The sequence below is a fragment of the Actinomycetospora chibensis genome (assembly GCF_028737215.1).
Taxonomy (GTDB): Bacteria; Actinomycetota; Actinomycetes; order Mycobacteriales; family Pseudonocardiaceae; genus Actinomycetospora; species Actinomycetospora chibensis.
The window spans coordinates 1-25189 of the sequence record NZ_JAQZAM010000009.1 but is presented as its reverse complement, the minus strand read 5'-3'; the positions used below and the strand labels follow the sequence as shown (position 1 = coordinate 25189).

Here is a 25189-nt window from a genome sequence, read left to right as displayed (position 1 = left end):
CACCGACCAGAGGGAGTCATGACGAACGCAGTAGGCACCGTCGACCAGAAGCACGACACGCGCAACGGCATCGATTTCGCCGTCGCCGATCTCGGCGAGGCCGACTTCGGGCGCCGCGAGATCCGCCTCGCCGAGCACGAGATGCCGGGCCTGATGGCCCTGCGCCGCGAGTACTCCGAGGCGAAGCCGCTGCACGGCGCCCGGATCTCCGGCTCGCTGCACATGACGGTGCAGACCGCCGTCCTGATCGAGACCCTGGTCGAGCTGGGCGCGGAGGTCCGCTGGGCCTCCTGCAACATCTTCTCCACGCAGGACCACGCCGCCGCCGCGGTCGTCGTCGGCCCGCACGGGACCGCCGAGAAGCCCCAGGGCATCTCCTGCTTCGCCTGGAAGGGCGAGTCGCTGGAGGAGTACTGGTGGTGCGCCGAGCAGATGCTCGCGTGGAAGGACGCCGACACCCGCGGCCCGAACATGATCCTGGACGACGGTGGCGACGCCACCATGCTCGTCCACAAGGGTGTCGAGTTCGAGAAGGCCGGCGTCGTGCCGACCACCGAGATGGACGACCCGGCCGAGTACCAGGTCGTGCTGGCCACGCTGCGTCGCAGCCTCGAGAACGACAGCCAGCACTGGACCAAGGTCGCGTCGGGCATCAAGGGCGTCACCGAGGAGACCACGACGGGCGTCCACCGCCTGTACGAGTTCTTCAACGAGGGCAAGCTGCTCTTCCCGGCGATCAACGTCAACGACTCGGTCACCAAGTCGAAGTTCGACAACAAGTACGGCTGCCGCCACTCGCTCATCGACGGCATCAACCGCGCCGTCGACGTGCTGATCTCGGGCAAGAAGGCCGTCATCTGCGGCTTCGGCGACGTCGGCAAGGGCTCCGCCGAGTCGCTGCGCGGCCAGGGCGCGCGCGTCACCGTCACCGAGTCCGACCCCATCTGCGCGCTCCAGGCGCTGATGGAGGGCTACGACGTCAACACCCTCGAGAACGTCATCGAGGAGGCCGACATCGTCATCACGACGACCGGCAACAAGGACATCGTCACCCTCGAGCACATGAAGCGGATGAAGCACCAGTCGATCCTGGGCAACATCGGCCACTTCGACAACGAGATCCAGGTCGAGAAGCTCGAGAAGTCCGGTGCGAACCGCATCAACATCAAGCCGCAGGTCGACGAGTGGAAGTTCGAGGACGGCCACTCGATCATCCTGCTGTCCGAGGGCCGGCTGCTGAACCTCGGCAACGCCACCGGGCACCCGAGCTTCGTCATGTCGAACTCGTTCGCCAACCAGACGATCGCGCAGATCGAGATCTGGACCAAGCCGGACGAGTACCCGATCGGCGTCTACCGCCTGCCGAAGCACCTGGACGAGAAGGTCGCGAAGGTCCACGTCGAGGCGCTCGGCGCGGAGCTGACCAAGCTCACCAAGGAGCAGGCCGAGTACATCGGCGTCGACGTCGAGGGCCCGTACAAGCCGGATCACTACCGCTACTAGTCCGCCGCGCGAAGCGCGACCCGGCGGTCGCGTGACCGCGTGACGTTCTGACCGAAGGGCACCTTCGCCCGCTCTATGCGGGTGGAGGTGCCCTTCGGTCGTTCCGGGGGCGCGCATAAGGTGCCACGGTGGGTGTCGTGGTGGCCGTCGAGGGGCTCGACGGAGCGGGCAAGGCGACGCTGGTCGCCGCGCTCGCCGATGCCGCCCGCGCCCGCGGGGCGACGGTCGGGGCGTTCGCGTTCCCCCGCTACGACGCCGACGTGCACGCCGCGCTCGCCGGCGAGGCGCTGCACGGCGGGCACGGCGACCTGCGCGGTTCGATCCACGCGATGGCCGTGCTCTTCGCGCTCGACCGGGCCGGCGCCGCGGTCCCGCTGCAGGCCGCGCGCGAGGAGCACGATCTCGTGCTCGTCGACCGCTACGTCGCCTCCAACGCCGCGTACGGGGCGGCCCGGTGCGGCGAGGACGTCGACGGGCCGTTCGTGGCCTGGGTGCACGCCCTCGAGATCGGCCGTCTCGGGGTGCCGGCGCCGGACGCGCACGTGCTCGTCCGGGTCCCCGGGGAGCTCGCCGCGCAGCGCGTCCGCGACCGCGCCGCGGCCGACCCGACGCGCGCCCCGGACGGCTACGAGGCGGACGCGGCGCTGCAGGCGCGATGCGCCGCGGTGTACGACCAGCTCGTCGAACGCTCCTGGCTGGCGCCCTGGGCGGTGGTCGGCACCGACGGAGACCGCGCCTCGCTCACCCGAACGGCGGAGTCATGGGTGTCCGACTGGCTCGGAACCGGCTCGTCGGGCGACATCGGCCCCGGATCGTCGGTGAGAAGTGACACCATTGAGACATGACCTCTCGGATTCTCGTCGTGGACGACGACGCCTCGCTGGCGGAGATGTTGACGATCGTCCTGCAGGGCGAGGGATTCGAGACGACGGTGGTCGGCGACGGACCGGCGGCGCTGCCGGCGCTGCGGGAGAGCGCGCCGGATCTCGTGCTGCTGGATCTCATGCTCCCGGGGATGAACGGCATCGACGTGTGCCGGGCGATCCGGGCCGAGTCCGGGGTGCCGGTCGTGATGCTGACGGCGAAGACCGACACGGTGGACGTCGTGCTGGGTCTGGAGTCCGGCGCCGACGACTACGTGGTCAAGCCGTTCAAGCCCAAGGAGCTCGTCGCGCGGATCCGCGCGCGCCTGCGCCAGTTCCCGGCCGAGCCCGCCGAGCAGATGCAGATCGGCGACGTCACCATCGACGTCCCGGCCCATCAGGTGCGCCGCAACGGGCGCACGATCCCGCTGACGCCGCTCGAGTTCGACCTGCTGGTGGCCCTGGCGCGCAAGCCGCGCCAGGTGTTCACCCGCGAGGTGCTGCTCGAGCAGGTCTGGGGCTACCGGCACGCGGCCGACACGCGGCTGGTCAACGTCCACGTGCAGCGGCTGCGCTCCAAGGTCGAGATCGACCCGGAGCACCCCGAGGTCGTGCTGACCGTGCGCGGCGTCGGGTACAAGGCCGGGCCACCCTGAGCCCGGGCCGCCGGGGGACACCGTGCTGACGGGTCTGCGCCTTCGCCTCGAGCGCTTCGCCGCCGAGCGGGTGGGTCAGGTCCGGGTGCTCTGGCGGCGCTCGATGCAGCTGCGCGTCGTGCTCTCGACGCTGGCCATGTCCGTGGTCGTCGTGGCCGTGCTCGGTCTCGTGCTGCAGACCCAGATCGCCGACCGGCTCGTGCAGGGCAAGGAGCAGGCCGCTCTGATCCAGGCGGACATCGCCCGCCAGGCCCTGGAGCGCGACCTCGCGCGCATCGACCCGGACCGCGACGGCGCCCAGGCGGTGCTCGACGACGTCCTCGACCGGCTGTCCACCAGCGGCCAGGGTGCCGACCAGGACGGTCTGGCCCGGGGAAGCGACCCGACGAGCGACGCGGGCGCGTTCGACGCCGTGCTCATCGCCGGCTCCGACACCGTGGGCGCCGGCGCTCCGGGCGCCCTGCCCACGGTGCCGGGCGGGGCCACGAGGGAGGTCAGCGCCGGGCCCGCCGAGGTCATCCCGCCGCAGTTGCGGGCCCCGGTGCTGCAGGGCTTCCTCGCCACCAAGTACCTCACCGTCGCCTCGGCGGGCCAGGCCGCGCCCGTGCCCACGCTCGTCGTCGGCCAGCCGGTGCGCACCGCGGGCCGCAACCTGCAGCTCTACCTGCTCTTCCCGCTCTCGGCCGAGCAGCGCACGCTCGCCCTGGTCCAGAGCACGCTCGCGCTCGCCGCCGGGGTCCTGCTCGTGCTGCTCGCGGGCATCTCGTCGGTGGTCACCCGCCAGGTCGTGCGCCCGGTGCGCCAGGCCGCCGACGTCGCGGAACGGTTCGCCGACGGCCATCTCGACGAACGCATGCCGGTCCACGGCGACGACGAGGTGGCCCGGCTCGCGGAGTCGTACAACGAGATGGCGGCGAGCATCCAGTCGCAGATCCGCCAGCTCGAGGAGTTCGGGGCGCTGCAGCGCCGGTTCACCTCCGACGTCAGCCACGAGCTGCGCACGCCGCTGACCACCGTGCGCATGGCCGCCGAGGTCCTGCACGCCCAGGTCGACCCCGCCGAGGTGACCGCGGCGCGCTCGGCGCAGCTGCTGGTCGACGAGCTCGACCGCTTCGAGACGCTGCTCGCCGACCTGCTGGAGATCAGCCGCCTCGACGCCGGCATGGCCGAGCTCGGCCTCGAGGAGGTCGACGTCGGCGCGATCGTGCGACGGTCGGCCGAGACGGTGCGGCACCTCGTCGAGGCCACGGGCACCCCGCTGCTGCTCGACCTGGGTGATCAGGTCCTCGCCGAGGTCGACCCGCGCCGCGTCGAGCGCATCCTGCGCAACCTGCTCGCCAACGCCATCGACCACGGCGAGGGCCGGCCCATCGAGGTGCGCCTGGCCGCCGACGAGGGCGCGTTCGCGGTCGTGGTGCGCGACCACGGCGTCGGGCTGAAGCCGGGCGAGGCCGGGCTCGTGTTCAACCGGTTCTGGCGCGCCGACCCCTCGCGGCAGCGGCGCAGCGGCGGCACCGGGCTCGGGCTGGCGATCAGTCTGGAGGACGCCCGCCTGCACGGCGGCTGGCTGCAGGCCTGGGGCGAGGTCGAACAGGGCGCCGTCTTCCGCCTCACGCTGCCGCTGCGCCATGGCGAGCGCCTGCGCACGAGCCCGCTGCCCCTGCTGCCCGTCGCGGCCGCACCGGCCGCCGCCGAGCCCGGCATCCACGATGCCGCGCCGACGACGGGCACCGCGCTGCCCCCGCCCGAGGCCGACGCGGGCGAGGGGGACACGACGAACGGCGGGGCGGACATGCCCGAGCCGACCCTGCCCGAGCCCACCCTGCCCGAGCCCACCCTGCCCGATCCCGCACCGCCCTCGGGCTCGGGCACGTCCTCGGTGATCCGGTGACGCGGGTGCGCCGGGTGGTGCTGCTCCTCCTGACGGTGCTGCTCGCGGCCGGCTGCGCCTCGGTGCCCGGCTCGTCCGACGTCACCGTGCTGCGGCAGGTCGGCGACGCCGCCGAGCCGACCGCGCCGCCCGGCCCGGCGCGCGACGCCGGGCCGCTGGAGACCGTCCGGGGCTGGGTGCTCGCCTCCGGCGCCACCGCCGAGCGCCACCGCGCCGCGCGGGGGTTCCTCACCTCGGCGACGGCCGGGACGTGGGACGACGGGGCCAGCCCGGTGGTCGTGTCCGACCAGGTGGACACGGTGTTCGTCGACCGCCCGGTGCCCGTGGGCGAGGCGCGGGTCCGCGTCCGGGCGACCGCGCTCGGGGTGCTGACGCCCGAGGGGGTCTTCGACGCCGGCGTGAGCCCCGTGGAGGTCGAGGTCGGGCTGACCGAGCAGAACGGCCAGTGGCGGATCTCCTCGCTGCCGACGGGCACGATCGTGCGGCGCTCGGACCTGCGCGCCAACACCCGCCCGGTACGCACGTGGTTCCTCGATCCGCAGCGCGCGAGCCCCGTCTCCGACCCCCGCTACCTGGCCACCACCCCGGCGCGCTCGGTGCCGACGCGCACGATGCAGTACCTGCTCGCCGGCCCCTCGGAGTCGCTCGCGGGCGCCGCCGTGAGCGCCCTGCCCGTCGGCACCGCGCTCCGCTCCGACGTCTCGCTCACCCCCGAGGGCACCGCGGTCGTCGACCTCACCCGCACCGGCCCCCTCGACGACCGCCGGCGCCGCGACGTCGCGCAGCAGGTGACGCTGACGCTGGCCGGCATCGGGGTGCCCCGGGTGCAGCTGCTGGTCGACGGCGAACCCCTGCTGCCCGGCGTGCCCGAGGTCGACGTCGCCGCCGCGCTCGCCGGCCTGCCGCCCGAGGTCGCCCGGCGCCCCGACCTGCCCGTCGACCCCGTCGTCGGCGGTCCGGGCGAGTCCGACGTCCCCGTGCTCGTCGCCGACGACGGGCGCCTGCGCCTGCTCTCCGGGGAGCCCGCGGGTGGCCCGGCCGGGCGCGGCACGTACCGGGCGGCCTCCGCGTCGGCGAGTGCCGACGGCAACGTCGCGCTCGTGGCGCAGGACGGGGCGCCCGCCGACGCGGCGGTCCCCCGGATGCGCCTGCTCACGGGCGTCGGCGGCTCGGAGCTCGCCGCGAGCGGCATCGAGGGCCGGTCGCTGGCCAGGCCGTCGTGGACCCCGGACTCGAGCGAGGTGTGGTCGGTCGCCGACGGCGCCACCGTCGTGCGGGCGACGCGGGACGGGCCCCCCGGGGCGGTGCGCCCGCTGCCGGTCGATGCCACCGGGCTGGCCGCGGCGGGGGTGACCGTGGCGCCGGGGGCGCTCGGGCCGCTGTCGGCGCTGCGGATCTCGCCGGACGGGGCCCGGGTGGCGCTCGTGTCCGGGGGCCGGGTGCTCGTGGCGGCGATCGCCCGCGACGGCGCGGGCAACGCCCGGCTCGGCTCGGTCGCGGCGCTGCGTCCCGAGTCGCTGGACCAGGTGTTGGACGTCGGCTGGACCCGCACCGACCAGATCGTCGCCGTCGGCAACCGGGCCGACCGGCCGGTCACGCTGGTCTCGGTCGACGGCCTGGACCTCGAGTCCCTCTCGACCACCAACATCACACCGCCGGTGACCGCGGTCGCGGCACGCCCCGGGCGCCCCCTCGTCGTGGCCGACCAGGGCGGCACCTGGACCCTGCCGCTGGGCGGCGAGAGCGGGTCCGGCACCGACGTGTGGCAGGCCGTGCCGGGCTTCGGCGCCTCCACCGTGCCGGCGTACCCGGGCTGACGCAGCAGTCCGTCCCCATCGGCCGGATGCGTCCCCAGGCACGGACGCGACCCTGGCCGTCGGGGCACCCCCGGCGCGAGCCTGGCGGGGTGCCCCAGCGCGCCCAGCACGCCCAGCACGCCAAGCAGGCGCCCCGAGCCCGGCACGCCCTGCTCGCCCTCGCCGACCTGCTGCTGCCCGCTCCCTGCCCCGGCTGCGGGGCCGAGGGCGAGCGCTGGTGCGCCGGCTGCCGGGACCGCTGGCGACGCCCGGCGCTGCTCGACCTGCCCGGCCTGCCCCCGGTGATCGCCCTCGCGCCGTACGGCGGCAGCGCCCGCGAGGCCCTGCTGGCCTACAAGGAGCGAGGTCGGCGCGAGCTCGCCCGGCCGCTCGCGGAGCACGTCGCCGGCGGCCTGCGCGCGCACGGTGTCCCGCCCGCGGCGCTCGTCCCCGCCCCGTCGCGTGCCGCCGCGGCGCGTGCCCGCGGCGGCGACCACGTGCTGCGCCTGGCCCGGGCGGTCGTCCGGGGCGCGGCACGCAGCGAGCCCGGGGTGCCCGGCGTCGCCCGGGCGCTCGCGCTCGGCCGGAAGGCCGTCGACGCGGTGGGCCTCGACGCCGCCGCCCGGGCCGAGAACCTGGCGCGCCACCTGCGCCTGCGTCCGCGGGGCCTGCCGCCGCCGGGATGCGCGGTGGTGCTGCTCGACGACGTCCTCACCACGGGGGCCACCGCCCGTGCGGCGACGCGCCTGCTCGCCGCGGCGGGCCGGCCGGTGGACGCGATCGTGGTGCTCACCGTGGCCGACCCGCGCGCCCGGCGGTCACTCGTCCGGGTGGGTGCGGACCCGGCGCCCGTCCCACCCGGCCGGTGCCCGTGACCACGGGCGCACCGTCCGGTCGAGTAGCCGCCGGAAGCTCGCACCCGGGCAGATCGGACCTTCCGCAGGAGCGGCAGGAGTCACTACGGTGACGCCTCACACCCGCCGAGGTGAACGACAGGAGGCGCGAACGTCGCAGTTCGACGCGGTCGCGGGCCCCGACGACGGGGTGCCCCGAGCTCCTCGGAGGAGACGGCCGCGCATCGTATTCCCCCAGATCGGGAGGTCGTCTTGGAGACCGTTCTCTGTGGACGCAACGTCGAGGTTCCCCAGCACTTCCGCGAGCACGTGGCCGACAAGTTGTCGCGTCTCGAGCGCTACGACCACAAGATCGTGCGGATGGAGGTCCAGCTCTCCCACGAGCCGAACCCCCGCCAGTCGAAGAGCTGCCAGCGCGTGGAGATCACCGGCCGCGGCCGCGGCCCCGTGGTGCGCGGCGAGGGCTGCTCCGCCGACTTCTACTCTGCGCTCGACCAGGCCGTGGCACGTCTCGAGGCCCGGCTGCGCCGCGCCCACGACCGACGACGTGTGAGCCACGGCCGTCGCGTCCCGGTGTCGGTGGCCCGGGCGACCGGCACGATCTCGGTGACCGAGGAGCTCGAGGGCACCACGGGGGCGGCGACCGACCTGCTCGAGCCCGCGGACCCGGCCACCAACGGCCACTCGCACGGTCGCGACTGGGGCGTGGACGTCCCGGCGGCCCGGGAGCCCGAGGACGACGTCCCACCCGGGGACGACGCCGCGGAGGACGGCGAGCGTCGGCTCGGCCAGGTGGTGCGGACCAAGGAGCACCACGCGGTCCCGATGAGCGTGGACGACGCCCTGTCGCAGATGGAGCTCGTCGGCCACGACTTCTTCCTGTTCGCCGACGCCGCCACGGGGCGGCCGAGCGTGGTCTACCGCCGACACGGCTACGACTACGGGGTGATCGCGCTCGCCTGACGGCACGGGCACACAGGGCCCGTCCCCGTTGCACCTACGATGGGGGCGGGCCCGTGCCGGTGCGCGCGCCGGGGCCGGCCCGCACCCGAGCGCCGACGAGCACGAGCGAGGTCACCACCGTGGTCCTGAACCGACTGCTGCGGGCGGGTGAGACTCGGACGGTCAAGCGCCTCGGCAAGATCGCGGACTACGTCGACACCTTCGCCGACGAGATCGCCGAGCTCACCGACGCCGAGCTGCGGGCGAAGACCGACGAGTTCCGCGAGCGGTACGCCGACGGCGAGTCCCTGGACGACCTGCTGCCCGAGGCCTTCGCCGTCGTCCGCGAGGCCGCCTCCCGCACGCTGGGCCAGTTCCACTACCCGGTGCAGATCATGGGCGGCGCCGCCCTGCACGAGGGCAACGTCGCCGAGATGCGCACCGGCGAGGGCAAGACCCTGGTCTCGACGCTGCCCGCGTACCTCAACGCGATCGCCCAGGAGGGCGTGCACGTCGTCACGGTCAACGACTACCTCGCCCAACGCGACTCGCAGTGGATGGGTCGTGTGCACCGCTTCCTCGGCCTCGAGGTCGGCGCCATCTTCGCGGGCATGCCGGCCGCCGACCGGCGCGCGGCCTACGAGGCCGACATCACCTACGGCACGAACAACGAGTTCGGCTTCGACTTCCTGCGCGACAACATGGCCTGGTCGAAGGCCGAGTGCGTCCAGCGCGGCCACGCCTTCGCGATCGTCGACGAGGTCGACTCGATCCTCATCGACGAGGCCCGCACCCCGCTGATCATCTCCGGCCCCGCGGAGCAGAGCGCCCGCTGGTACACCGAGTTCGCGCGGCTCGCCCCGAAGATGACCAAGGACGTCCACTACGAGGTGGACGAGCGCAAGAAGACGATCGGTGTCACCGAGGACGGCGTGTCCTTCATCGAGGACCAGCTGGGCATCGACAACCTCTACGAGGCCGCCAACACCCCGCTCGTCGGGTACCTGAACAACGCGATCAAGGTCAAGGAGCTCTTCCTCCGCGACAAGGACTACATCGTCCGCGACGGCGAGGTCCTGATCGTCGACGAGTTCACCGGCCGCGTACTCGTGGGCCGGCGCTACAACGAGGGCCTGCACCAGGCGATCGAGGCCAAGGAAGGCGTCGAGATCAAGCCGGAGAACCAGACCCTGGCGACGATCACGCTGCAGAACTACTTCCGCCAGTACGAGAAGCTCTGCGGGATGACCGGTACCGCCCAGACCGAGGCGGCGGAGCTCTCGAAGACCTACAAGCTCGGCGTGGTCACGATCCCGACCAACAAGCCGCCCCGGCGCGTCGACCAGGCGGACCTCGTCTACAAGACCGAGCCCGCCAAGTTCGAGGCCGTGGCCGACGACGTCGCCGAGCACTTCGAGCGCGGCCAGCCGGTGCTCATCGGCACCACCAGCGTCGAGCGCTCCGAGTACCTGGCGAAGCTGCTGACCTCGCGGGGTGTGGAGCACTCGGTGCTCAACGCCAAGTTCCACGAGCAGGAGGCGCAGATCATCGCCGAGGCCGGGCGGCGCGGCTCGGTCACCGTCGCGACGAACATGGCCGGTCGCGGTACCGACATCGTGCTCGGCGGCAACCCCGACTTCATCGCCGACCAGCGGCTGCGCGCGAAGGGGCTCGACCCCGTCGACACCCGCGAGGAGTACGAGGCGGCGTGGGACGAGACCCTCGCCGAGGTGAAGGAGGAGGTGTCCCGCGAGGCCGTCGAGGTCAAGGAGGCCGGCGGGCTCTACGTCCTCGGCACCGAGCGCCATGAGTCGCGGCGCATCGACAACCAGCTGCGCGGCCGCTCCGGCCGTCAGGGCGACCCCGGGGAGTCGCGCTTCTACCTGTCGCTGGGCGACGAGCTCATGCGGCGGTTCAACGGCGCGATGGTCGAGTCGATCATGACCCGGTTCAACCTGCCCGAGGACATGCCGATCGAGGCGAAGATGGTCTCCCGGGCCATCCGCAGCGCGCAGACCCAGGTCGAGCAGCAGAACTTCGAGGCCCGCAAGGACATCCTCGAGTACGACGAGGTCATGAACCAGCAGCGCACGGTGATCTACGCCGAGCGCCACCGGGTCCTCGAGGGCGAGAACCTGTCAGAGCAGGTCCAGAACATGATCGTCGACACCGTGACGGCCTACGTCGACGGCGCGACGTCCGAGGGCTACAGCGAGGACTGGGACCTCGACAAGCTCTGGACGGGCCTGGGCCAGCTCTACCCCGTGGGGGTCCGCTGGCAGGACCTCGTCGAGGAGCAGGAGGACATCGACCGCGACATGCTGGTCGAGCTCCTCACCTCCGATGCGCTGGAAGCCTACGCCAAGCGTGAGGAGGAGATCGACGCCATCGCGCCCCAGGGCGGGATGCGCGAGCTCGAGCGGCAGGTCGTCCTGTCGGTGCTCGACCGCAAGTGGCGCGAGCACCTCTACGAGATGGACTACCTCAAGCAGGGCATCGGTCTGCGGGCGATGGCCCAGCGCGATCCCAAGATCGAGTACAAGCGCGAGGGCTTCGAGATGTTCACCTCCATGATGGAGGGCATCCGCGAGGAGTCCGTCGCGTTCCTGTTCAACCTGACCATCCAGGTCGAGGAGCAGGCCCCCGTCGACGCCGTGCCCGGTGCGAACCCGACGACGGACACCAGCGTCCAGGCGGCGATCACCCCGGACACCCCCGACCCGCGCACCAGCCAGACGCGGACCACGGCGGGCGCCGCCCCGCTGCCGGTCGACCCGCGGGTGGCCGGCGCGCCGACCAGCGCGATCCCGGTGCCGCCGCGCGGACCCGCCGCGCCGGCCCAGCCTCCCGCCGCGGCCCAGCCTCCCGCCGCGGCCCAGCCTCCCGCCGCGGCCCAGCCGGCGGCGCGGGGCGGGCGAGGCCGTCCGGGTCGCGGGCCCGCGCCGCAGTCGCAGCGTCCCGGTGGTGGCCAGCGCAACGGCCAGCGGGACGGCCGGCGCTCGGGGGCTCACTCCGCCCCGGAGGCGGTCGGCCCGCCCACGGCCTCCGGTCCGGCGCTGTCCCAGCTGGGGCAGGAATCGGTGCCCGAGGCCTTCCGGGGCGCGGGGCTCGGCGGGCGTCGCCCGCAGCAGCTGGACTACATCGGGCCCGACGAGGACGGCCAGGCGGCCCGGCACGCGGCGGCGGACCCGGGCGGGGGCGCCGCCCGCGTCAACCCCGGGCAGGCCCGTCGTGCCGACACCCCGTCGCGCAACGCGCCCTGCCCCTGCGGCTCGGGCCGCAAGTACAAGCAGTGCCACGGGGCCCCGCCCCGGACGCCGGGCTAGAGGCCCGGACCCGCCGGCTCACCCGGGCCACAGCGTCACCCGGGCCACAGCGCCACCGCGCGCCAGTGGCCCGGGTCGGCCGGGCCGTCGCCCGCGCGCTCCAGGCGTGCGGCGAGGGCGCGGACACGCTGGGGGCCGTGCACGACGGCGACGACCTCGACCGTCCGTGGCCCGACGGCGCACACCCGCAGGCCGCGCAGACCCGCCCGAGGGGCGGGGCCCGTGGCCGCGCCGACAGTGCCGCGCCGCGGACCCGCGGGCTGCCGCGTGGCCCGGACCAGGGTCGCGAGGGCGTCGGGGTGCAGGAGCGGGCCGAGGTCGCCGTGCGGCCGCCGGCCCGCCAGCACGTCGGCCACGGCCGTCAGCAGGCGCAGCGCGACGGGCCGCAGGCTCGCCGCGAGCCGGTCGAGCTCGTCCTGGGCCCGGCGGGTGCGGGCGCCGTCGTCCGGGTCGACGAGCACCGCCGGCCGGTCCGGGGGCAGCACCTCGGCGAGCGGCCGGACCCGGGGCGTCGGCACCGCGCCGACCCGGCGCGCACGGGCGGGGGCGGTGCAGGGGGCGAGCGCGAGCGGCGTGACGGACACGGGTCCTCCCGGCATGGCGGAGCACTGGCGGGGCGCCCGGGGGAGGACCGGGTCCGCGGGAACGGCGGCCAGCCTAGGCGCGCCCGTCCGGGAGGAGTGGCGGTTCCGTCAGGCCCGTCGGCGTGCGAGCTCGAAGCAGGCCACCGTGGCCGCGCAGGCGGCGTTGAGCGACTCGACGCCGTCGGCGAGGGGGATCGTCAGGGTCCCGTGCAGCTCGTCGCGCACGCCGTCGGTGAGCCCGTCGGTCTCGCCCCCGACGACCAGGGCGACCCGGTCGGGCAGCTCGGCGTCGAACAGGGACTCCCGTGCGGCGCCGTCCAGCCCCAGGAGCACGAACCCCGCCTCGGCCAGGGCCGCGAGGCCGGTGGCGGCCGTCCGGGACCGGAGGACCGGGGCGTGAAAGGCGACCCCGGCCGAGGCCTTGATCACCAGGGGGTCGATCGCCGGTACGCCGCGGCGGGGCAGCAGCACGCCCTCGAGGCCCGCGCCGGTGGCCGAGCGCAGGATCATCCCGACGTTCGCCGGGTTCGTCAGGCCGTCGAGCACCAGCACCCGCGCGGGGGCGGCCGGGTCCAGGTCGGCGAGGAAGTGCTCCACCGGACGCATCCGCGGGGCGACGACGTCGGCGAGCACGCCCTGGTCCTGGCGCCCGTTGCCGGCGAGCACCTTCACCCGCTGGGCCGTGGCGCGCTGCAGCACCAGCCCCCGCGCCCGGGCGGCCTCGGTGAACGTGCGCACCGCCTCGCGGTCGGCCCCTTCGGCGAGGACGACCTTGTCGACCGCCAGCGCCGGGTCGCGCAGCGCCTCCAGCACCGGCTTGCGCCCGTAGACCGTGACGAAGGTGTCCTTGGGGGAGACCGGGGGCCCGGCGTCCGACACAGGTGAGGGGGTCATCACCTCCAGCCTGGCAGAGCGCCCGACCCACGGCCGCCGGTCCGGCCCTGTGCGACGATCGCGCCCATGCCGGACCGCTTGTCGGCGCTGGACGCCTCGTTCCTCTACATGGATCAACCGACCACGCCGATGCACGTCGGGAGCGTGTCCCTCTTCCGGAAGCCGAAGTCCGGGTTCGACTACGACGGCCTCGTCGACCTCATCTCGAGCCGCATCGGCCTCGTGCCGCGCTACCGCCAGAAGATCCGCGAGGTGCCGGGCCGGATGGCGCGGCCGGTGTGGATCGACGACGTCGACTTCGACGTCACCTACCACGTCCGGCGCTCCGCGCTGCCGCCTCCGGGCACCGAGCGCGCGCTGTGTGACCTCGTGGCCCGTCTCATGTCTCGCCCGCTCGACCACACCCGCCCGCTGTGGGAGATGTACCTGGTCGACGGCCTGTCCGGAGGCCGGGTCGCGCTCGTGACCAAGACCCACCAGGCGATGGTCGACGGCGTCGCGTCGATCGACATCGGTCAGGTCGTACTCGACGACACCGCCTCGGGGCGCTCGACCCCCGAGGACGTCTGGGTGGCGCGCAGCGAGCCGTCGTCGTGGCGGCTGATGTACGACGCGTTCAGCGAGAACGTCTCCCGTCCCGGCAACGCCGTCGAGGCCGCCCGTGACGCGGTGCGCGACGCCGCCGACACCGTCACCAAGGTCGCGGGCGTCGCCGGGGGCCTGTTCTCCGCGGTGCGCACCGCCGTCCGGCCGGCCCCGGTGAGCCCGCTCAACGTCCCGATCTCGACCCAGCGCCGGTTCGCGATGACCCGCACCGACCTCGAGGACTACCGCGCCGTGCGCCGCGCCCACGGCGGCACGATCAACGACGTGGTGCTCGCGGTCGTGTCCGGTGCCCTGCGGAACTGGCTGCTCACCCGCGGTGCGTCGGTGACCCCGACGACGACGATGCGGGCGATGGTGCCGCTGTCCGTGCGCGGGGACGCCGAGACGACGGGCTCGATCGTGGGCGCGGGGCTCCTGGGCAACCAGATCGCCTCGTACCTCGTCGACCTGCCCGTCGGGGAGCCCAACGCCGTGCTGCGTATGCACCACGTGGCGCACGCGATGCGCGAGCACAAGGAGTCGGGTCAGTCGGTGGGGGCGAACGCGCTGGTGCGCGTCGGGGGCTTCGCGCCGCCCACCCTGCACGCGCTCGGGGCGCGGGCGGCCAACGGCTTCGCGCGCCGGCTGTTCAACCTCGTCGTCTCCAACGTCCCGGGCCCGCAGCACGCGCTGTACGCGGCGGGGGCGCGGATGCTCGAGATGTACCCCGTGGTGCCGCTGGCGAAGGGCCAGTCCCTCGCGGTGGGCCTGACGTCCTACGACGGCGGGGTCTTCTACGGCTTCAACGCCGACCGCGACTCGATGGCCGACGTCGACGAGCTCGGCCCGCTGGTGACGGAGGCCCTCGCCGAGCTCGTCGCAACGGTCCCGCGGTGAGTCGGCCGTGAGTCTCGGCCTCGTCCTCGGCACCGGTGGCCAGCTGGGCTACGCCTGGACGGTCGCCGCGCTGACGACCTGGGAGCAGGCGACGGGGCGTGACGCCCGCGAGGCCGACGTGATGGTCGGGACGTCGGCGGGCTCGGTGGTCGCCGCGGCGCTGGCCAGCGGGGTCCCGGTGGCCGACATGCTCGAGCAGCTGCTCGACCCGCCCCCGCCGCGACCGCGCCCGAAGAGCGCGCCGCCGTCGACGGCGCGCCGCGGCCGGCCGCCGATGCCGCGGGTCGGGCCCGGCTCGATGCGCCTCCTGGGCGAGATCGCCCGCCGCCCGCGGCGCTTCCCGCCGCTCGCCTTCGGCGCGGCGCTGCTGCCGACCGGCCGGGGCGACACCACGGGACTGCACCGCTGGGCCACGAAGTGGTCCAGCGAGACGTGGCCCGAGCGTCCGCAGGTGCGGATCGTGGCGATGGACTACGACAGCGGGGCGCGCGTGCCCTTCGGCCGGGACGGCGCACCGCCAGCGTCCATGGCCGAGGCGGCGACGGCGTCGTGCGCGGTGCCGGGCTGGTTCTCGCCGGTGCGGATCGCGGGGCGCCGCTTCGTGGACGGCGGGGTGTGCTCGGCGACGTCGGCGGACCTGCTGCTCGACGACGACCTGCCCCGCGTCGACGAGGCCCTCGTGCTGGTGCCCCTGGCCCGGTCGGGACCGACGTCGAGGGTGTGGTCGGATCCCGTCGCGGCCACCGACGGGTGGCTGCGGGGGCTGATCGGCGGCCGCTCGACCCGTGAGATCGAGCGGCTCCGCGAGGCCGGCATCGCGGTGACCGAGCACGCCCCGGGCGCCGAGGACCGGGCCGTGACCGGCTGGAACGTCATGGACCCCCGCAAGCAGGCCGAGGTCGCGCGGGTGGCGCTGCGCACCACGGCGGCGCGGTGGGCCGGGGCGGACGACGACAGGGCAGGAGAACGGTGAGGATCTACGTACCGGCCACGGTGGCCGGTCTGCGGCGGCTGCTCGACACCGAGGCGCTCCAGCCCCTCTCGGGCACCGCGTTCGCCCTGACCCCACGGCTGCGGGAGTCCTACGCGGCGGGTGACGACGAGGAGCTCGAGTACGTCGCCATGTCCGAGGCCGCGCGCGCGTCGCTGCGCCTGCTCGCCGCCGAGCTCGCCGACGACCCGGACGCGTCGCCCCGCCGGGCGGTCGTGAGCGCCGACGTCGAGGACGTGACCCTGCGTCCCGACCTCGACGACGCCGTCGTCCGCGTCGGGGGCCCGATCCCGATGGCGCGTCTCGCCGCCGTGCACCTCGATCTCGTCGATGCCGCGGACGCCGTCCGCGCCGCGGCGGCCGTCGTCGACGCCGCGGACCTCGGCGACCCGGACGCCGAGTTCATCCTCGGTGACGTCGAGGACCATGAGCTCGCCTGGTACGGCGTCCAGGAACTGCCGTTCGTGCTGGAGCTCCTGTAGGACCCCTGTCCCCGGTGCCAGCGGGTCAGAGGTCGCGGGTCCAGGTGCCGAGGCGTCGCGCCACGGCGTAGAGCTCGTCGATCTCGCGGTCGTCGAGCGCGGCGGGCAGGGCGGTGACCAGCCGGGACAGGCTCGCGGGCGTGGTGACCAGCACGCCCGCGGGGAGCTCCCCGCCCGGCGCGGGCGTCACGGACGCGGCGTCGACCGCCAGCGCGGCGACGACGGGCGGCGCCGCCCCGGCGTCGGAACCCAGGGCGACGGCGAGGAGCCGGCCGGCCCGCTCGGCCTGGGCCCGCGCCCGCGGCACGTGCTCCACGTGCTCGCCGTCGACGGTGAACCGGTCGCCGTCGACGCGCACCGCCGCCCCGGGATGACGTTCGACGGTCACGGTCACCACGCCGGGCGGGCCGATCAGCACGTGGTCGAGGTCGGCGTGCCCCTCGCCGACGGGCACGGCATGCAGCACGCGCCAGGGCGGACGGCGCCGGGTGAGCCGGGCCAGGACGTTCGGCTCGGTCAGCCACCGGATGGCCTCGGCGAGCAGGACCTCGGGCGGGGTCGGCTCCGGAGGAGACACCTCGTCCGGTGCCGACCCGTCGGCCGCAGCCTCGTCGGACGCGACCTCGGCCGGGGTCGCCTCGTCCCGGTGGGCCGGGAGCCACCGGGCGAGCTCGGCCATCCCGGGCCGCGGGGCGTACCAGCGCTTGGCCCGCCGGTCCCACAGGGCCCCGGCGGCCTTGGCGTCGTCCTTCTCGCCGAACGGCACGTCCAGCCACGGCTGCTGCTCGCGCACCATCCCGACCCCCTCGGCAGCTCCTGCCCGGGAGGATGGCAGGTCGCCCCGACCCCCGGGGGCGCGCTCAGCGGTCGGGCTGCGCGGGCATCCCCTTGCGCCACGCCGAGTAGGACTGGATGCGACCGGCGCGCGGGCGGAAGAGCCAGGGCCACGGGTGGACCACCGCGGGCTCGAGCTTGGCGGCGCGGCGGCGGAACCCCGGCACCGGCGCGAAGGTCACCGCGAGACGACGCCCGGCGAGCTCGTCGGCGACCCGGCCCCGCCGGATCTCGACGGGACGCCGGGTGGCGAGGTCGGCCAGGGTCTCGACGAGGAACACCAGCCGCTTGCCCGAGAGCATCAGCCCGCTCAGCAGCGGTTCGTCGAAGCAGAACACCGCCGGAACGTCGGGATGGGCCACCAGCGCGCGGTCGGCGTCCCCGAGCGACTCGCCCGTCAGCCACACGGCGTCGACCGCGGCGTCGCCGTCGGCGGACTCGGGCCCGCCGGACTCCGGGCCGGCGGACTCCGGCCCGTCTGACTCCGGCCCGGCGGTCACGGCCGGGTCGGGGTCGCCGCGCAGCAGGTCCGAGACCGCGACCCGCGAGGTCCGCTGGTCGGCGGGCCACGACGCCACCGGGCAGGCGTCGCGCAGGGCGCACTCCCGGCACAGGGCCGGCGCCCGCTTCTCCACCTGCCAGCGGGAGAACGCGTAGGCCTTGCCGTTGCCGGCGCCGGTGGTCCACTGCCAGTTCAGGCGGTTGGCGGCGCGGGAGCCGTCCAGGAGGTGGGTGAAGAACTCCTCCTCGCCGTCGCGCCACCGCGCCCCGGCCCGCACGGTCCACTGGCTGGCCAGCCACATCCGCGTCTGGTTCACCAGCCAGCCGTCGGCGTGCAGCTCGCCCACCGTGGCGTCCATGCACCGCATGTCCCGGGGCCACGGCTCGTCCCACACCTTGGACGGCTGCGGCGGCAGGGCCCGCAGCTCCTCGCGCAGCGCCGGCCGTCCGTCGCGCCCGAAGCGGGCGTAGAGGTGGCGGGTGAACTCCTGCCAGGCCAGCTCGTCGCGGTACTTCCGGCGGTCGTTCGACGGCGCGTCCGCGACGTGGTCCCACAGCGTGGGCAGGTCGACGAGGTTGTAGCGGACGTAAGGGGACATCCGCGACGCCCCGCGGCGCTCCGGCGGCCACACCTGGTTGCGGCTCCCGGCGTAGCCCGTGACGTCGAGCGCGGCCAGGGCGGCGTCCGCCGCGGTCTGCCCGCCCCGGATGTTCTCCGAGGCCGCCGGGGTGTCGCACGTGAGGTCGGCGAGGTGCTCACGGACGAATCGCACCGCGGCGTCGGGCCCGGGAGAGGGAACGGGGAGCTGCACCGGCCGGGCGTACCCGCTCATCGGCGATAGTGCGCGTCGTGACCGATATCGCGCACCTCCTCGACGCCGCCCGCTCCGACGGCCGCCGCCGCCTCCTCGGCATCGTCGGCGGGCCCGGCGCGGGCAAGTCCACGCTCGCCGCGTCGCTGGCCGGTCCCGAGGTCGCCGTGGTGGGGATGGACGGCTGGCACCTGGCGAACTCGGTGCTCGACCGCCTGGACCGCCGCGACCGCAAGGGCGCCCCGGACACCTTCGACGCCGCGGGCTACGTCGCCTTCCTCGACCGCGTGCGCTCCCGCGCGGCGACGGTGTGGGCGCCCGAGTTCCGGCGAGAGGTCGAGGAGCCGATCGCCGGGGCCCTCGAGGTCCCGCCCGGGGCGCTGGTCGTCGTCACCGAGGGCAACTACCTGCTGCTCGACGAGCCCCCGTGGGACGGCATCCGGGCGTTGCTGGACGAGGCCTGGTTCCTCGCCCCCGACGAGGACGTCCGCCGCGCCCGGCTGATCGCGCGCCACGAGCGGCACGGCCGCGGCCACGCCGAGGCGGTGGCCCGGGCGGACGGCAGCGACGGGGCCAACGCCCGGATGATCGCCGCGACGGCGCACCGGGCCGACGTCGTGCTCAGCGGTTGACGCTCACCCTCCGGTCTCCCACGCCGGGGTCCGCAGCGCGGTGAGCACCCGGCGCAGCGCGTCGAGGCGCCCGGGGCCGAGGCGGCCCGCCGCCACCTCGGTGTCGAGCGCGCACTCCGGGTCCGACGGCGGGCCCAGGTGCGCGCAGCCGCGCGGGCACTCCTCGATCGCCGCCGCGAGGTCGCCGAACGCCGCCACCACGTCGTCGGGGGCGATGTGCGCGAGCCCGAAGGACCGGATGCCCGGGGTGTCGACGACCCACCCCGAGTGGTCGGGCAGCGGGAGGGCCACCGCCGAGGTCGACGTGTGCCGCCCCTTGCCCACTCCGGAGACGACACCGACGGCGCGGTCGGCGTCGGGGACGAGGGTGTTGACCAGCGTCGACTTGCCGACCCCGGAGTGCCCGATGAGCGCCGACACCCGACCGGTGACCACCTCGCGCAGCTCCCCGGGATCGCGGTCGGACCGCGTCACGACCACCGGCAGGTCGAGCTCGGCGTAGTTGCCGGCGAACTCGGCCGGGTCGGCGAGGTCGGCCTTCGTCAGGCACAGCACCGGCGTCAGCCCGCCCGCGTAGGCCGCGACGAGCGCGCGGTCGACGAAGCCGGTGCGGGGCACCGGGTCGGCCAGCGCGGTGACGATCACCAGGTGTGACGCGTTGGCGACGACCACGCGCTCGTAGGGGTCGGTGTCGTCCGCGGTGCGGCGCAGGACGCTGCTGCGCTCGGCGACGCGGACGATGCGCGCCAGGGCGTCGTCACCACCCGAGACGTCGCCGACGAGATCGACGCGGTCGCCGACGACCACCGGCGTCCGGCCCAGCTCCCGGGCCCGCATCGCGACCACGCGCCGGGACGGGTCCTCGTCGGGCGCGCAGGTCCAGCGCCCGCGGTCGACGGCGACGACCATCGCCGCCTCCGCGTCGGCGTGGTCGGGGCGTCGCTTCGAGCGCGGGCGGGTGCCGCGCCCCGGACGGACGCGGACGTCGGACTCGTCGAGGCGCGACGTCTCCCCGCGCCCGCCACCCCGCGCCCCGCTCGGTGACATGGGCCGCTCAGGCCCCGGCGCCGACGAGCATCGGCCAGTCGGCGGCGAAGTCGGGCAGGGTCTTGGTGGTGGCCGCGACGTCGTCCACGCGCACGCCGTCGACGACCAGCCCGACGATCGCGCCGGCGGTGGCCATCCGGTGGTCGGCGTAGGCGCGCCACGGCCGGGTCGGCGCCGACAGCGGCGCCGGGGCGATCTCCAGCCCGTCCTCGGTCTCGGTGACCCGGGCGCCCACGGTGCCCAGCTCCGCGGCGAGTGCGGCGAGGCGGTCGGTCTCGTGGCCGCGGATGTGGCCCACGCCCCGCAGCCGCGACGTCGCCCCGTCCCTCGCGGCGACCGCCGCCAGCGCCGCCACGGTCGGCGTGAGCTCGCTGACCTCGGTGAGGTCCACGTCCACGCCCCGGAGCCGGTCGGGTCCGCGCACCGTGAGCCCCGCGGCGCCGAGCTCGACGCGGGCGCCGAAGGCCTCGAGCACCCGGAGCACGATGCCCCCGGGCTGCAGGTCGGTGTCCGGCCAGCCGGCCACCGTCACCTCGCCACCGGTGGCGACGGCCGCGGCCAGGTACACGGCGGCGCCCGAGAGGTCGGGCTCGACGTCGAGCACCGCCGGCGCCTGCACGGGGCCTGGCGCCACGTGCCAGCGCGCGGCGCCCTCCCCGCCGTCCTGCCCGACGGTGACCCCGGCGTCGCGCAGCATCGCCACGGTCATCGCCACGTGCGGCAGCGACGGCACCCCGCGCTCGCCGGCGTGGACGACGGTCACGCCGCGGGTGTAGCGGGCCCCGGAGAGCAGCAGCCCGGACACGAACTGGCTGGACGCCGACGCGTCCACGGTCACCTCGCCCCCGGCCGGCTGCGGGCCGCCGGTGACGGTCAGCGGCAGGGTCTCGCCCACCACCCCGACGCCGAGCCCGCGCAGGCCGGCGACGATGCCGCCCATGGGCCGCTCGCGGGCCCGCGGGTCGCCGTCGAGCACGACAGGCCCGTCGGCCAGCGCGGCGACCGGCGGGACGAAGCGCATGACGGTGCCGGCCAGCCCGCAGTCGACGTGCCCGCCGTGGAAGGTGCCGGGGGCGGTGACGGCGAGGTCGACGGTGCCGGTGCGGCCCTCGGTGAGGGTGACGGTGGCCCCCAGCGCCTCGAGCGCGCCGGCCATGAGTGTGGTGTCGCGCGAGCGGGCGGCCCCGCGGACGTGCCGGGTGACGCCGTCGGTGCCGAGCGCGGCGAGGACCAGCGCCCGGTTGGTGACCGACTTCGACCCGGGCACCGACACCGTCCCGCGCACGGGCCCGCCCGCGGTCGGGGCGGGCCAGGGCTCGAGCACGTCGGTCATGACCCCATCCTCCCGCGCCGGAGCGACACCGGGGGAGCGGACCCGCGGGTGATCGTCCGCAGGGTGTCGGCGTCCGGTGCCAGGATGGAGGCATGTGCGGCCGCTACAGCCAGGCGAAGGACCCGGCGACCCTCGCCGAGGAGTTCGACGCCGTCGACGCCACCGAGGGCGCGTGGCCCGGACCCGAGCACAACGTCGCGCCCACCACGACGGTGCTCGCCGTCGTCGACCGGCACCCGCGCGACGGCGCCGGGAAGGCCGACCCCCAGCGGCTCGAGCGCAGCCTGCGCGCCATGCGCTGGGGTCTGGTGCCGGGTTGGGCGGACGACCCGAAGGTCGGCAGCCGGATGATCAACGCGCGGTCCGACTCGCTGACCAGCAAGCCCGCGTTCCGCCGTGCGGCCAGGGGGCGACGCTGCCTGCTCCCGGCCGACGGCTGGTTCGAGTGGCAGCGCGACGGCCCCGGCGGACGCAAGATCCCGTACTTCATCACGCTGCCCGGCGGACGCTCGATCGCCTTCGCGGGCCTCTGGGAGACGTGGCGGCCGAAGGACGCGCCCACGGGGACGTCACCGCTGATCAGCACGACGGTCGTCACCATCGACGCCGCGGGCCCGCTCACCGAGATCCACCACCGGATGCCGCTCGTGCTCCCGGCCGAGCGCTGGAAGGCGTGGCTCGACCCGGACAACGACGATCCCACCGACCTCCTCGAGCCGCCCCCGCCCGAGCTGCTGACATCGTTCGAGCTGCGCCAGGTCTCCACGAAGGTCAACAACGTGAAGAACCACGGGCCGGAGCTGCTCGAGGAGACCCACGAAGAGCCCGAGCAGGTGGGCCTCGACCTGGATCTCGAGGCCGACGTCCCGGCGACGCAGTGATCGTCGACGTCGACGAGTTCGAGGTCGCCACACCGCACGGGCCCGCCCGGGTCGCCCTGGAGGCGCCGAACCTCTGCTTCGGACTCCTGGTGCTCGGCCACGGGGCGGGCGGGGGCATCGAGGCGCCCGATCTGCTGGCGGCGCGGCAGGCAGCCGGGCTCTTCGCCGTGGCCCGGGTGCTGCAGCCGTACCGCGTCGCCAGACGGAAGGCCCCCGCGCCGGCGGCGCAGCTCGACGAGTCCTGGGCGTGTGTCCTCGCGGCGCTCACCGACCGGTTCCCGGACACCCCGCAGATCCACGGCGGCCGCTCGTCCGGCGCCCGTGTCGCGTGCCGGGGTGCCGTGTCCGCCGACCCGGCCCCGGTCGGGGTGCTCACCCTGGCGTTCCCGCTGCTCGCCCCGGCGCGTCGGGACGGCACGCGTCCGGACCGCGGTCCCGAGATCGACGCCGTCGACGACGCGGGGATACCGGTGCTCGCGGTGTCGGGGGAGAACGACCGGTTCGGGGTCCCGTCGCCGGGGAAGCACCGCCGGGTCGTCACCGTGCGCGGCGATCACTCGCTGAAGGCGAAGGGCCTGGTTCGCGACGCCGTCGCTTCCTGGCTCGACGAGCTCGTTCCCGAACGCCGGCGCCTCTCCGGCCGCGTCGACTGAGCCGTCGGCCGTCTCACTCGCCGACGGCCCGCAGGTAGCGCTCGCCGGTCGTACGCAGCTGGGCCACGAGCTCGGGCGGGCCGTCGACGTGGAAGTCCATGTCCAGCATCCCGATGTAGGCGGACACGGTGGCGACGCTGTCCGCGCCGGTCACGAGCACGCAGCTGTGCTCGTCGCGCGGCTCGACCACACCCACCGCGGGATTGATGTGCGCGAGCACCTCCGCCGCTGGGGCGTGGACCACGATCCGCGCGTGCACCGACCACCCGGACGCCGCGACCTCGCGGAGCACCAGATCGGTGAGGTCCTCGGGTGGCTCGACGGGCGTGAAGCGTCCGCCGCCCGGCGTGCGCAGGTCCAGGCCGTCGGCGCGCAGCACCGTCCAGCGGTCGTCCCGGGGGTCGCGCACCACCACGTACCAGCGGCGCTGCCAGCTCACGAGGCGGTAGGGCTCGAGGAGCCGGGTGGGTCCGTCGGCACCCCCGCCGACCCGCAGCGACGTCCGGTCGCGGATCGCCTCGGCGAGCGCGCGCAGCAGAGCCGGGTCGACCTCGGGGTCGGGCGCGTCGGACCCGGTGTTCTCCGGCCCACGGTCGGTGGCCTGGGTGAGGGCGGCGAGGGTGCGGCGCAGGCGATGGGGCAGGACGCGGTCGAGCTTGGCGAGCGCGCGGTCCCCGGCCTCCCGGGTCCCGGCGAGCCCGGTGCCGGCGCGCAGCCCGAGGGCGATCGCCACGGCCTCGTCGTCGTCGAGCAGCAGCGGGGGCAGGGAGGCCCCGACCCCGAGCCGGTAGCGCCCGGTCCGGCCCGTCTCCGCGTCGACGGGGTAGCCGAGCTCGCGCAGCCGCGCCACGTCGTTGCGGATCGTCCGGGTGCTCACCCCGAGGCGGGCGGCGAGCTCCGGTCCCGGCCAGTCGGGGCGGGACTGGAGCAGCGAGAGGAGGGCCAGCATCCGGGCCGAGGTGTCGCGCACGAGGTGAATCCTGCCGGTAAACGAGGAACGAAACGTGCCTGGTTGGTTCCTATCGTTCTCCCATGAGCAGCGACACCAGCAGCAGCACCGCCATCGGCCGCTTCACCATCGAGGTCCCGCAGGCCGAGCTCGACGACCTCGCCGACCGGCTGGCCCGCACCCGCCTGCCGCGCCCGGCCCCCGGGGACGACTGGGACTACGGCACGCCGAACCACTACCTCGCCGCGATGGTCGAGCGGTGGCGCACGACGTTCGACTGGCGCGCCCAGGAGAAGCGGATGAACGCCGTGCCGAACTACCTGACCGAGATCGACGGCCAGACCGTCCACGTCGTCCACGTGCCGTCGGCCGAGGCGGACGCGACGCCGCTGCTCCTGCTGCACACCTACCCGGGCTCGTTCGCCGAGTTCCTGGACATGATCGGCCCGCTCACCGACCCCGTCGCCCACGGCGGACGCGCGCAGGACGCGTTCTCGGTGGTCGTGCCGTCGATGCCGGGGTTCGGGTTCTCGACGCCGGTGGCAGACCGCGGCTGGACGATGGCCCGGGTCGCGCGCACCTACGACACCCTCATGCGCCGGCTCGGCTACGAGTCCTACGGCGCCCACGGCAGCGACGGCGGCGCCATGGTCGCGCGCGAGCTCGGCCTCCTCGACCCGCCCGGGTTCCTCGGCCTGCACGTCCTGCACCTGTTCAGCTTCCCGTCGGGCGACCCGAGCGAGTTCGAGCGCCTCGAGCCGTCGGACTACGCCGGGCTGGAGCACATGCAGTGGTTCCAGGCGGTGGGTGGCTACAACCAGATGAACGGCTCGCGCCCGCAGACGGTGGCCGTCGGGCTCGCCGACTCCCCGGTCGGCCAGCTCGCGTACAACGAGCTGTTCACCTCCTTCGGCAACGGGACGAGCCTGGTCGGCGAGGAGCAGATCCTCACCCAGGTCTCGCTCTACTGGTTCACCAACACCATGGCGACGGCCGCGCGCTACCACTTCGAGGAGGCGCACTCGGGGGTCGAGCCGCGGGTCAGCGCCGCGCGGACCGGCGTGCAGGTGTTCGCCCACGACTTCCAGACGATCAAGGTGTTCGCCGAGCGCGACAACACGAACATCGTCCACTGGAGCCGTCACGAGCGGGGCGGTCACTTCGCGGCGATGGAGGAGCCGGAGGCGATCGTCGCGGACCTGCGGGTGTTCTTCGGCCCCGTGGAGTGAGCGCTAGCGCGTGTCTGGTGGTTCATGAGAGCCAGGCCAGGGTGGCGCGGAAGG

General features: G+C 74.9%; 22 protein-coding genes. 15 read left to right on the top strand and 7 right to left on the bottom strand.

Features of this window, described 5'->3' with window-relative positions:
- Positions 1–18 precede the first annotated feature (18 nt).
- The 8 genes from ahcY to secA all read left to right on the top strand — a co-directional run bounded on the left by ahcY (position 19) and on the right by secA (position 11831).
- Entirely contained in the window at positions 19–1503 is a 1485-nt protein-coding gene (gene ahcY / locus PH189_RS15010) for an adenosylhomocysteinase (protein WP_274189614.1), read from the top strand.
- 128 nt (positions 1504–1631) lie between these two features.
- Entirely contained in the window at positions 1632–2348 is a 717-nt protein-coding gene (locus PH189_RS15005) for a dTMP kinase (RefSeq protein WP_274189613.1), read from the top strand.
- Positions 2345–3022, top strand: a complete 678-nt coding sequence (gene mtrA, locus PH189_RS15000) for an MtrAB system response regulator MtrA (RefSeq protein WP_274189612.1) — start codon at positions 2345–2347, stop codon at positions 3020–3022. The genes PH189_RS15005 and mtrA overlap by 4 nt, the downstream gene beginning before the upstream one ends.
- A gap of 103 nt (positions 3023–3125) precedes the next feature.
- A complete protein-coding gene (mtrB, locus tag PH189_RS14995) occupies positions 3126–4913 on the top strand; it encodes an MtrAB system histidine kinase MtrB (RefSeq protein WP_417281531.1) in 1788 nt (595 codons plus the stop codon).
- Positions 4914–4927: 14 nt separating this feature from the next.
- Positions 4928–6730 (top strand): LpqB family beta-propeller domain-containing protein, encoded by a 1803-nt coding sequence (locus PH189_RS14990; protein ID WP_274189611.1) that lies wholly within the window; start codon positions 4928–4930, stop codon positions 6728–6730.
- A gap of 89 nt (positions 6731–6819) precedes the next feature.
- Positions 6820–7584: a ComF family protein gene (locus PH189_RS14985; protein WP_274189610.1), complete on the top strand. Its 765-nt coding sequence runs from the start codon at positions 6820–6822 to the stop codon at positions 7582–7584.
- A gap of 231 nt (positions 7585–7815) precedes the next feature.
- On the top strand, positions 7816–8526 hold the full coding sequence (gene hpf, locus PH189_RS14980) for a ribosome hibernation-promoting factor, HPF/YfiA family (RefSeq protein ID WP_274189609.1): 711 nt from the start codon (positions 7816–7818) through the stop codon (positions 8524–8526).
- A 119-nt stretch (positions 8527–8645) separates the two neighbouring features.
- Positions 8646–11831, top strand: a complete 3186-nt coding sequence (gene secA / locus PH189_RS14975) for a preprotein translocase subunit SecA (protein ID WP_274189608.1) — start codon at positions 8646–8648, stop codon at positions 11829–11831.
- A 35-nt stretch (positions 11832–11866) separates the two neighbouring features.
- Here secA and PH189_RS14970 read toward each other — a convergent pair whose 3' ends face one another.
- Entirely contained in the window at positions 11867–12415 is a 549-nt protein-coding gene (locus tag PH189_RS14970) for an Rv3235 family protein (protein ID WP_274189607.1), read from the bottom strand.
- 108 nt (positions 12416–12523) lie between these two features.
- Complete coding sequence (locus PH189_RS14965; protein WP_274189606.1) at positions 12524–13309, bottom strand: TrmH family RNA methyltransferase; 786 nt, start codon at positions 13307–13309, stop codon at positions 12524–12526.
- A 66-nt stretch (positions 13310–13375) separates the two neighbouring features.
- Between PH189_RS14965 and PH189_RS14960 the strand changes: the two genes are divergently transcribed.
- The 3 genes from PH189_RS14960 to PH189_RS14950 are packed head-to-tail and all read left to right on the top strand — an operon-like array spanning position 13376 to position 16264.
- Positions 13376–14791, top strand: coding sequence for a WS/DGAT/MGAT family O-acyltransferase (locus tag PH189_RS14960; protein WP_274189605.1), 1416 nt, complete (start codon positions 13376–13378; stop codon positions 14789–14791).
- Positions 14792–14798: 7 nt separating this feature from the next.
- Positions 14799–15764, top strand: coding sequence for a patatin-like phospholipase family protein (locus tag PH189_RS14955; RefSeq protein ID WP_274189604.1), 966 nt, complete (start codon positions 14799–14801; stop codon positions 15762–15764).
- Positions 15761–16264: a DUF6912 family protein gene (locus PH189_RS14950; RefSeq protein ID WP_274189603.1), complete on the top strand. Its 504-nt coding sequence runs from the start codon at positions 15761–15763 to the stop codon at positions 16262–16264. Before PH189_RS14955 ends, PH189_RS14950 begins: the two co-directional genes overlap by 4 nt.
- A gap of 25 nt (positions 16265–16289) precedes the next feature.
- On the opposite strand, the gene PH189_RS14945 is transcribed toward PH189_RS14950, so the two are convergent.
- Both PH189_RS14945 and PH189_RS14940 read right to left on the bottom strand, forming a co-directional pair.
- Positions 16290–17060 (bottom strand): DUF5710 domain-containing protein, encoded by a 771-nt coding sequence (locus PH189_RS14945; RefSeq protein ID WP_274189602.1) that lies wholly within the window; start codon positions 17058–17060, stop codon positions 16290–16292.
- Between the two features lie 64 nt (positions 17061–17124).
- Entirely contained in the window at positions 17125–18432 is a 1308-nt protein-coding gene (locus PH189_RS14940; protein ID WP_274189601.1) for an FAD-binding domain-containing protein, read from the bottom strand.
- Between the two features lie 17 nt (positions 18433–18449).
- Here PH189_RS14940 and PH189_RS14935 point away from each other — a divergent pair, with 17 nt between their 5' ends.
- On the top strand, positions 18450–19043 hold the full coding sequence (locus tag PH189_RS14935) for a nucleoside/nucleotide kinase family protein (RefSeq protein WP_274189600.1): 594 nt from the start codon (positions 18450–18452) through the stop codon (positions 19041–19043).
- 3 nt (positions 19044–19046) lie between these two features.
- Here PH189_RS14935 and rsgA read toward each other — a convergent pair whose 3' ends face one another.
- Positions 19047–20090, bottom strand: coding sequence for a ribosome small subunit-dependent GTPase A (gene rsgA / locus PH189_RS14930; protein WP_274189599.1), 1044 nt, complete (start codon positions 20088–20090; stop codon positions 19047–19049).
- Between the two features lie 7 nt (positions 20091–20097).
- A complete protein-coding gene (aroA, locus tag PH189_RS14925) occupies positions 20098–21414 on the bottom strand; it encodes a 3-phosphoshikimate 1-carboxyvinyltransferase (RefSeq protein ID WP_274189833.1) in 1317 nt (438 codons plus the stop codon).
- A gap of 101 nt (positions 21415–21515) precedes the next feature.
- Between aroA and PH189_RS14920 the strand changes: the two genes are divergently transcribed.
- The gene (locus PH189_RS14920) at positions 21516–22304 is read left to right on the top strand and encodes an SOS response-associated peptidase (RefSeq protein ID WP_274189598.1); all 789 of its coding nucleotides are present in this window, start codon (positions 21516–21518) and stop codon (positions 22302–22304) included.
- Entirely contained in the window at positions 22301–22957 is a 657-nt protein-coding gene (locus PH189_RS14915; RefSeq protein WP_274189597.1) for an alpha/beta hydrolase family protein, read from the top strand. Before PH189_RS14920 ends, PH189_RS14915 begins: the two co-directional genes overlap by 4 nt.
- Positions 22958–22970: 13 nt before the next feature.
- On the opposite strand, the gene PH189_RS14910 is transcribed toward PH189_RS14915, so the two are convergent.
- On the bottom strand, positions 22971–23927 hold the full coding sequence (locus PH189_RS14910; protein ID WP_274189596.1) for a helix-turn-helix transcriptional regulator: 957 nt from the start codon (positions 23925–23927) through the stop codon (positions 22971–22973).
- A 62-nt stretch (positions 23928–23989) separates the two neighbouring features.
- Between PH189_RS14910 and PH189_RS14905 the strand changes: the two genes are divergently transcribed.
- Complete coding sequence (locus tag PH189_RS14905) at positions 23990–25135, top strand: epoxide hydrolase family protein (RefSeq protein WP_274189595.1); 1146 nt, start codon at positions 23990–23992, stop codon at positions 25133–25135.
- The last annotated feature ends 54 nt before the right edge of the window (positions 25136–25189 follow it).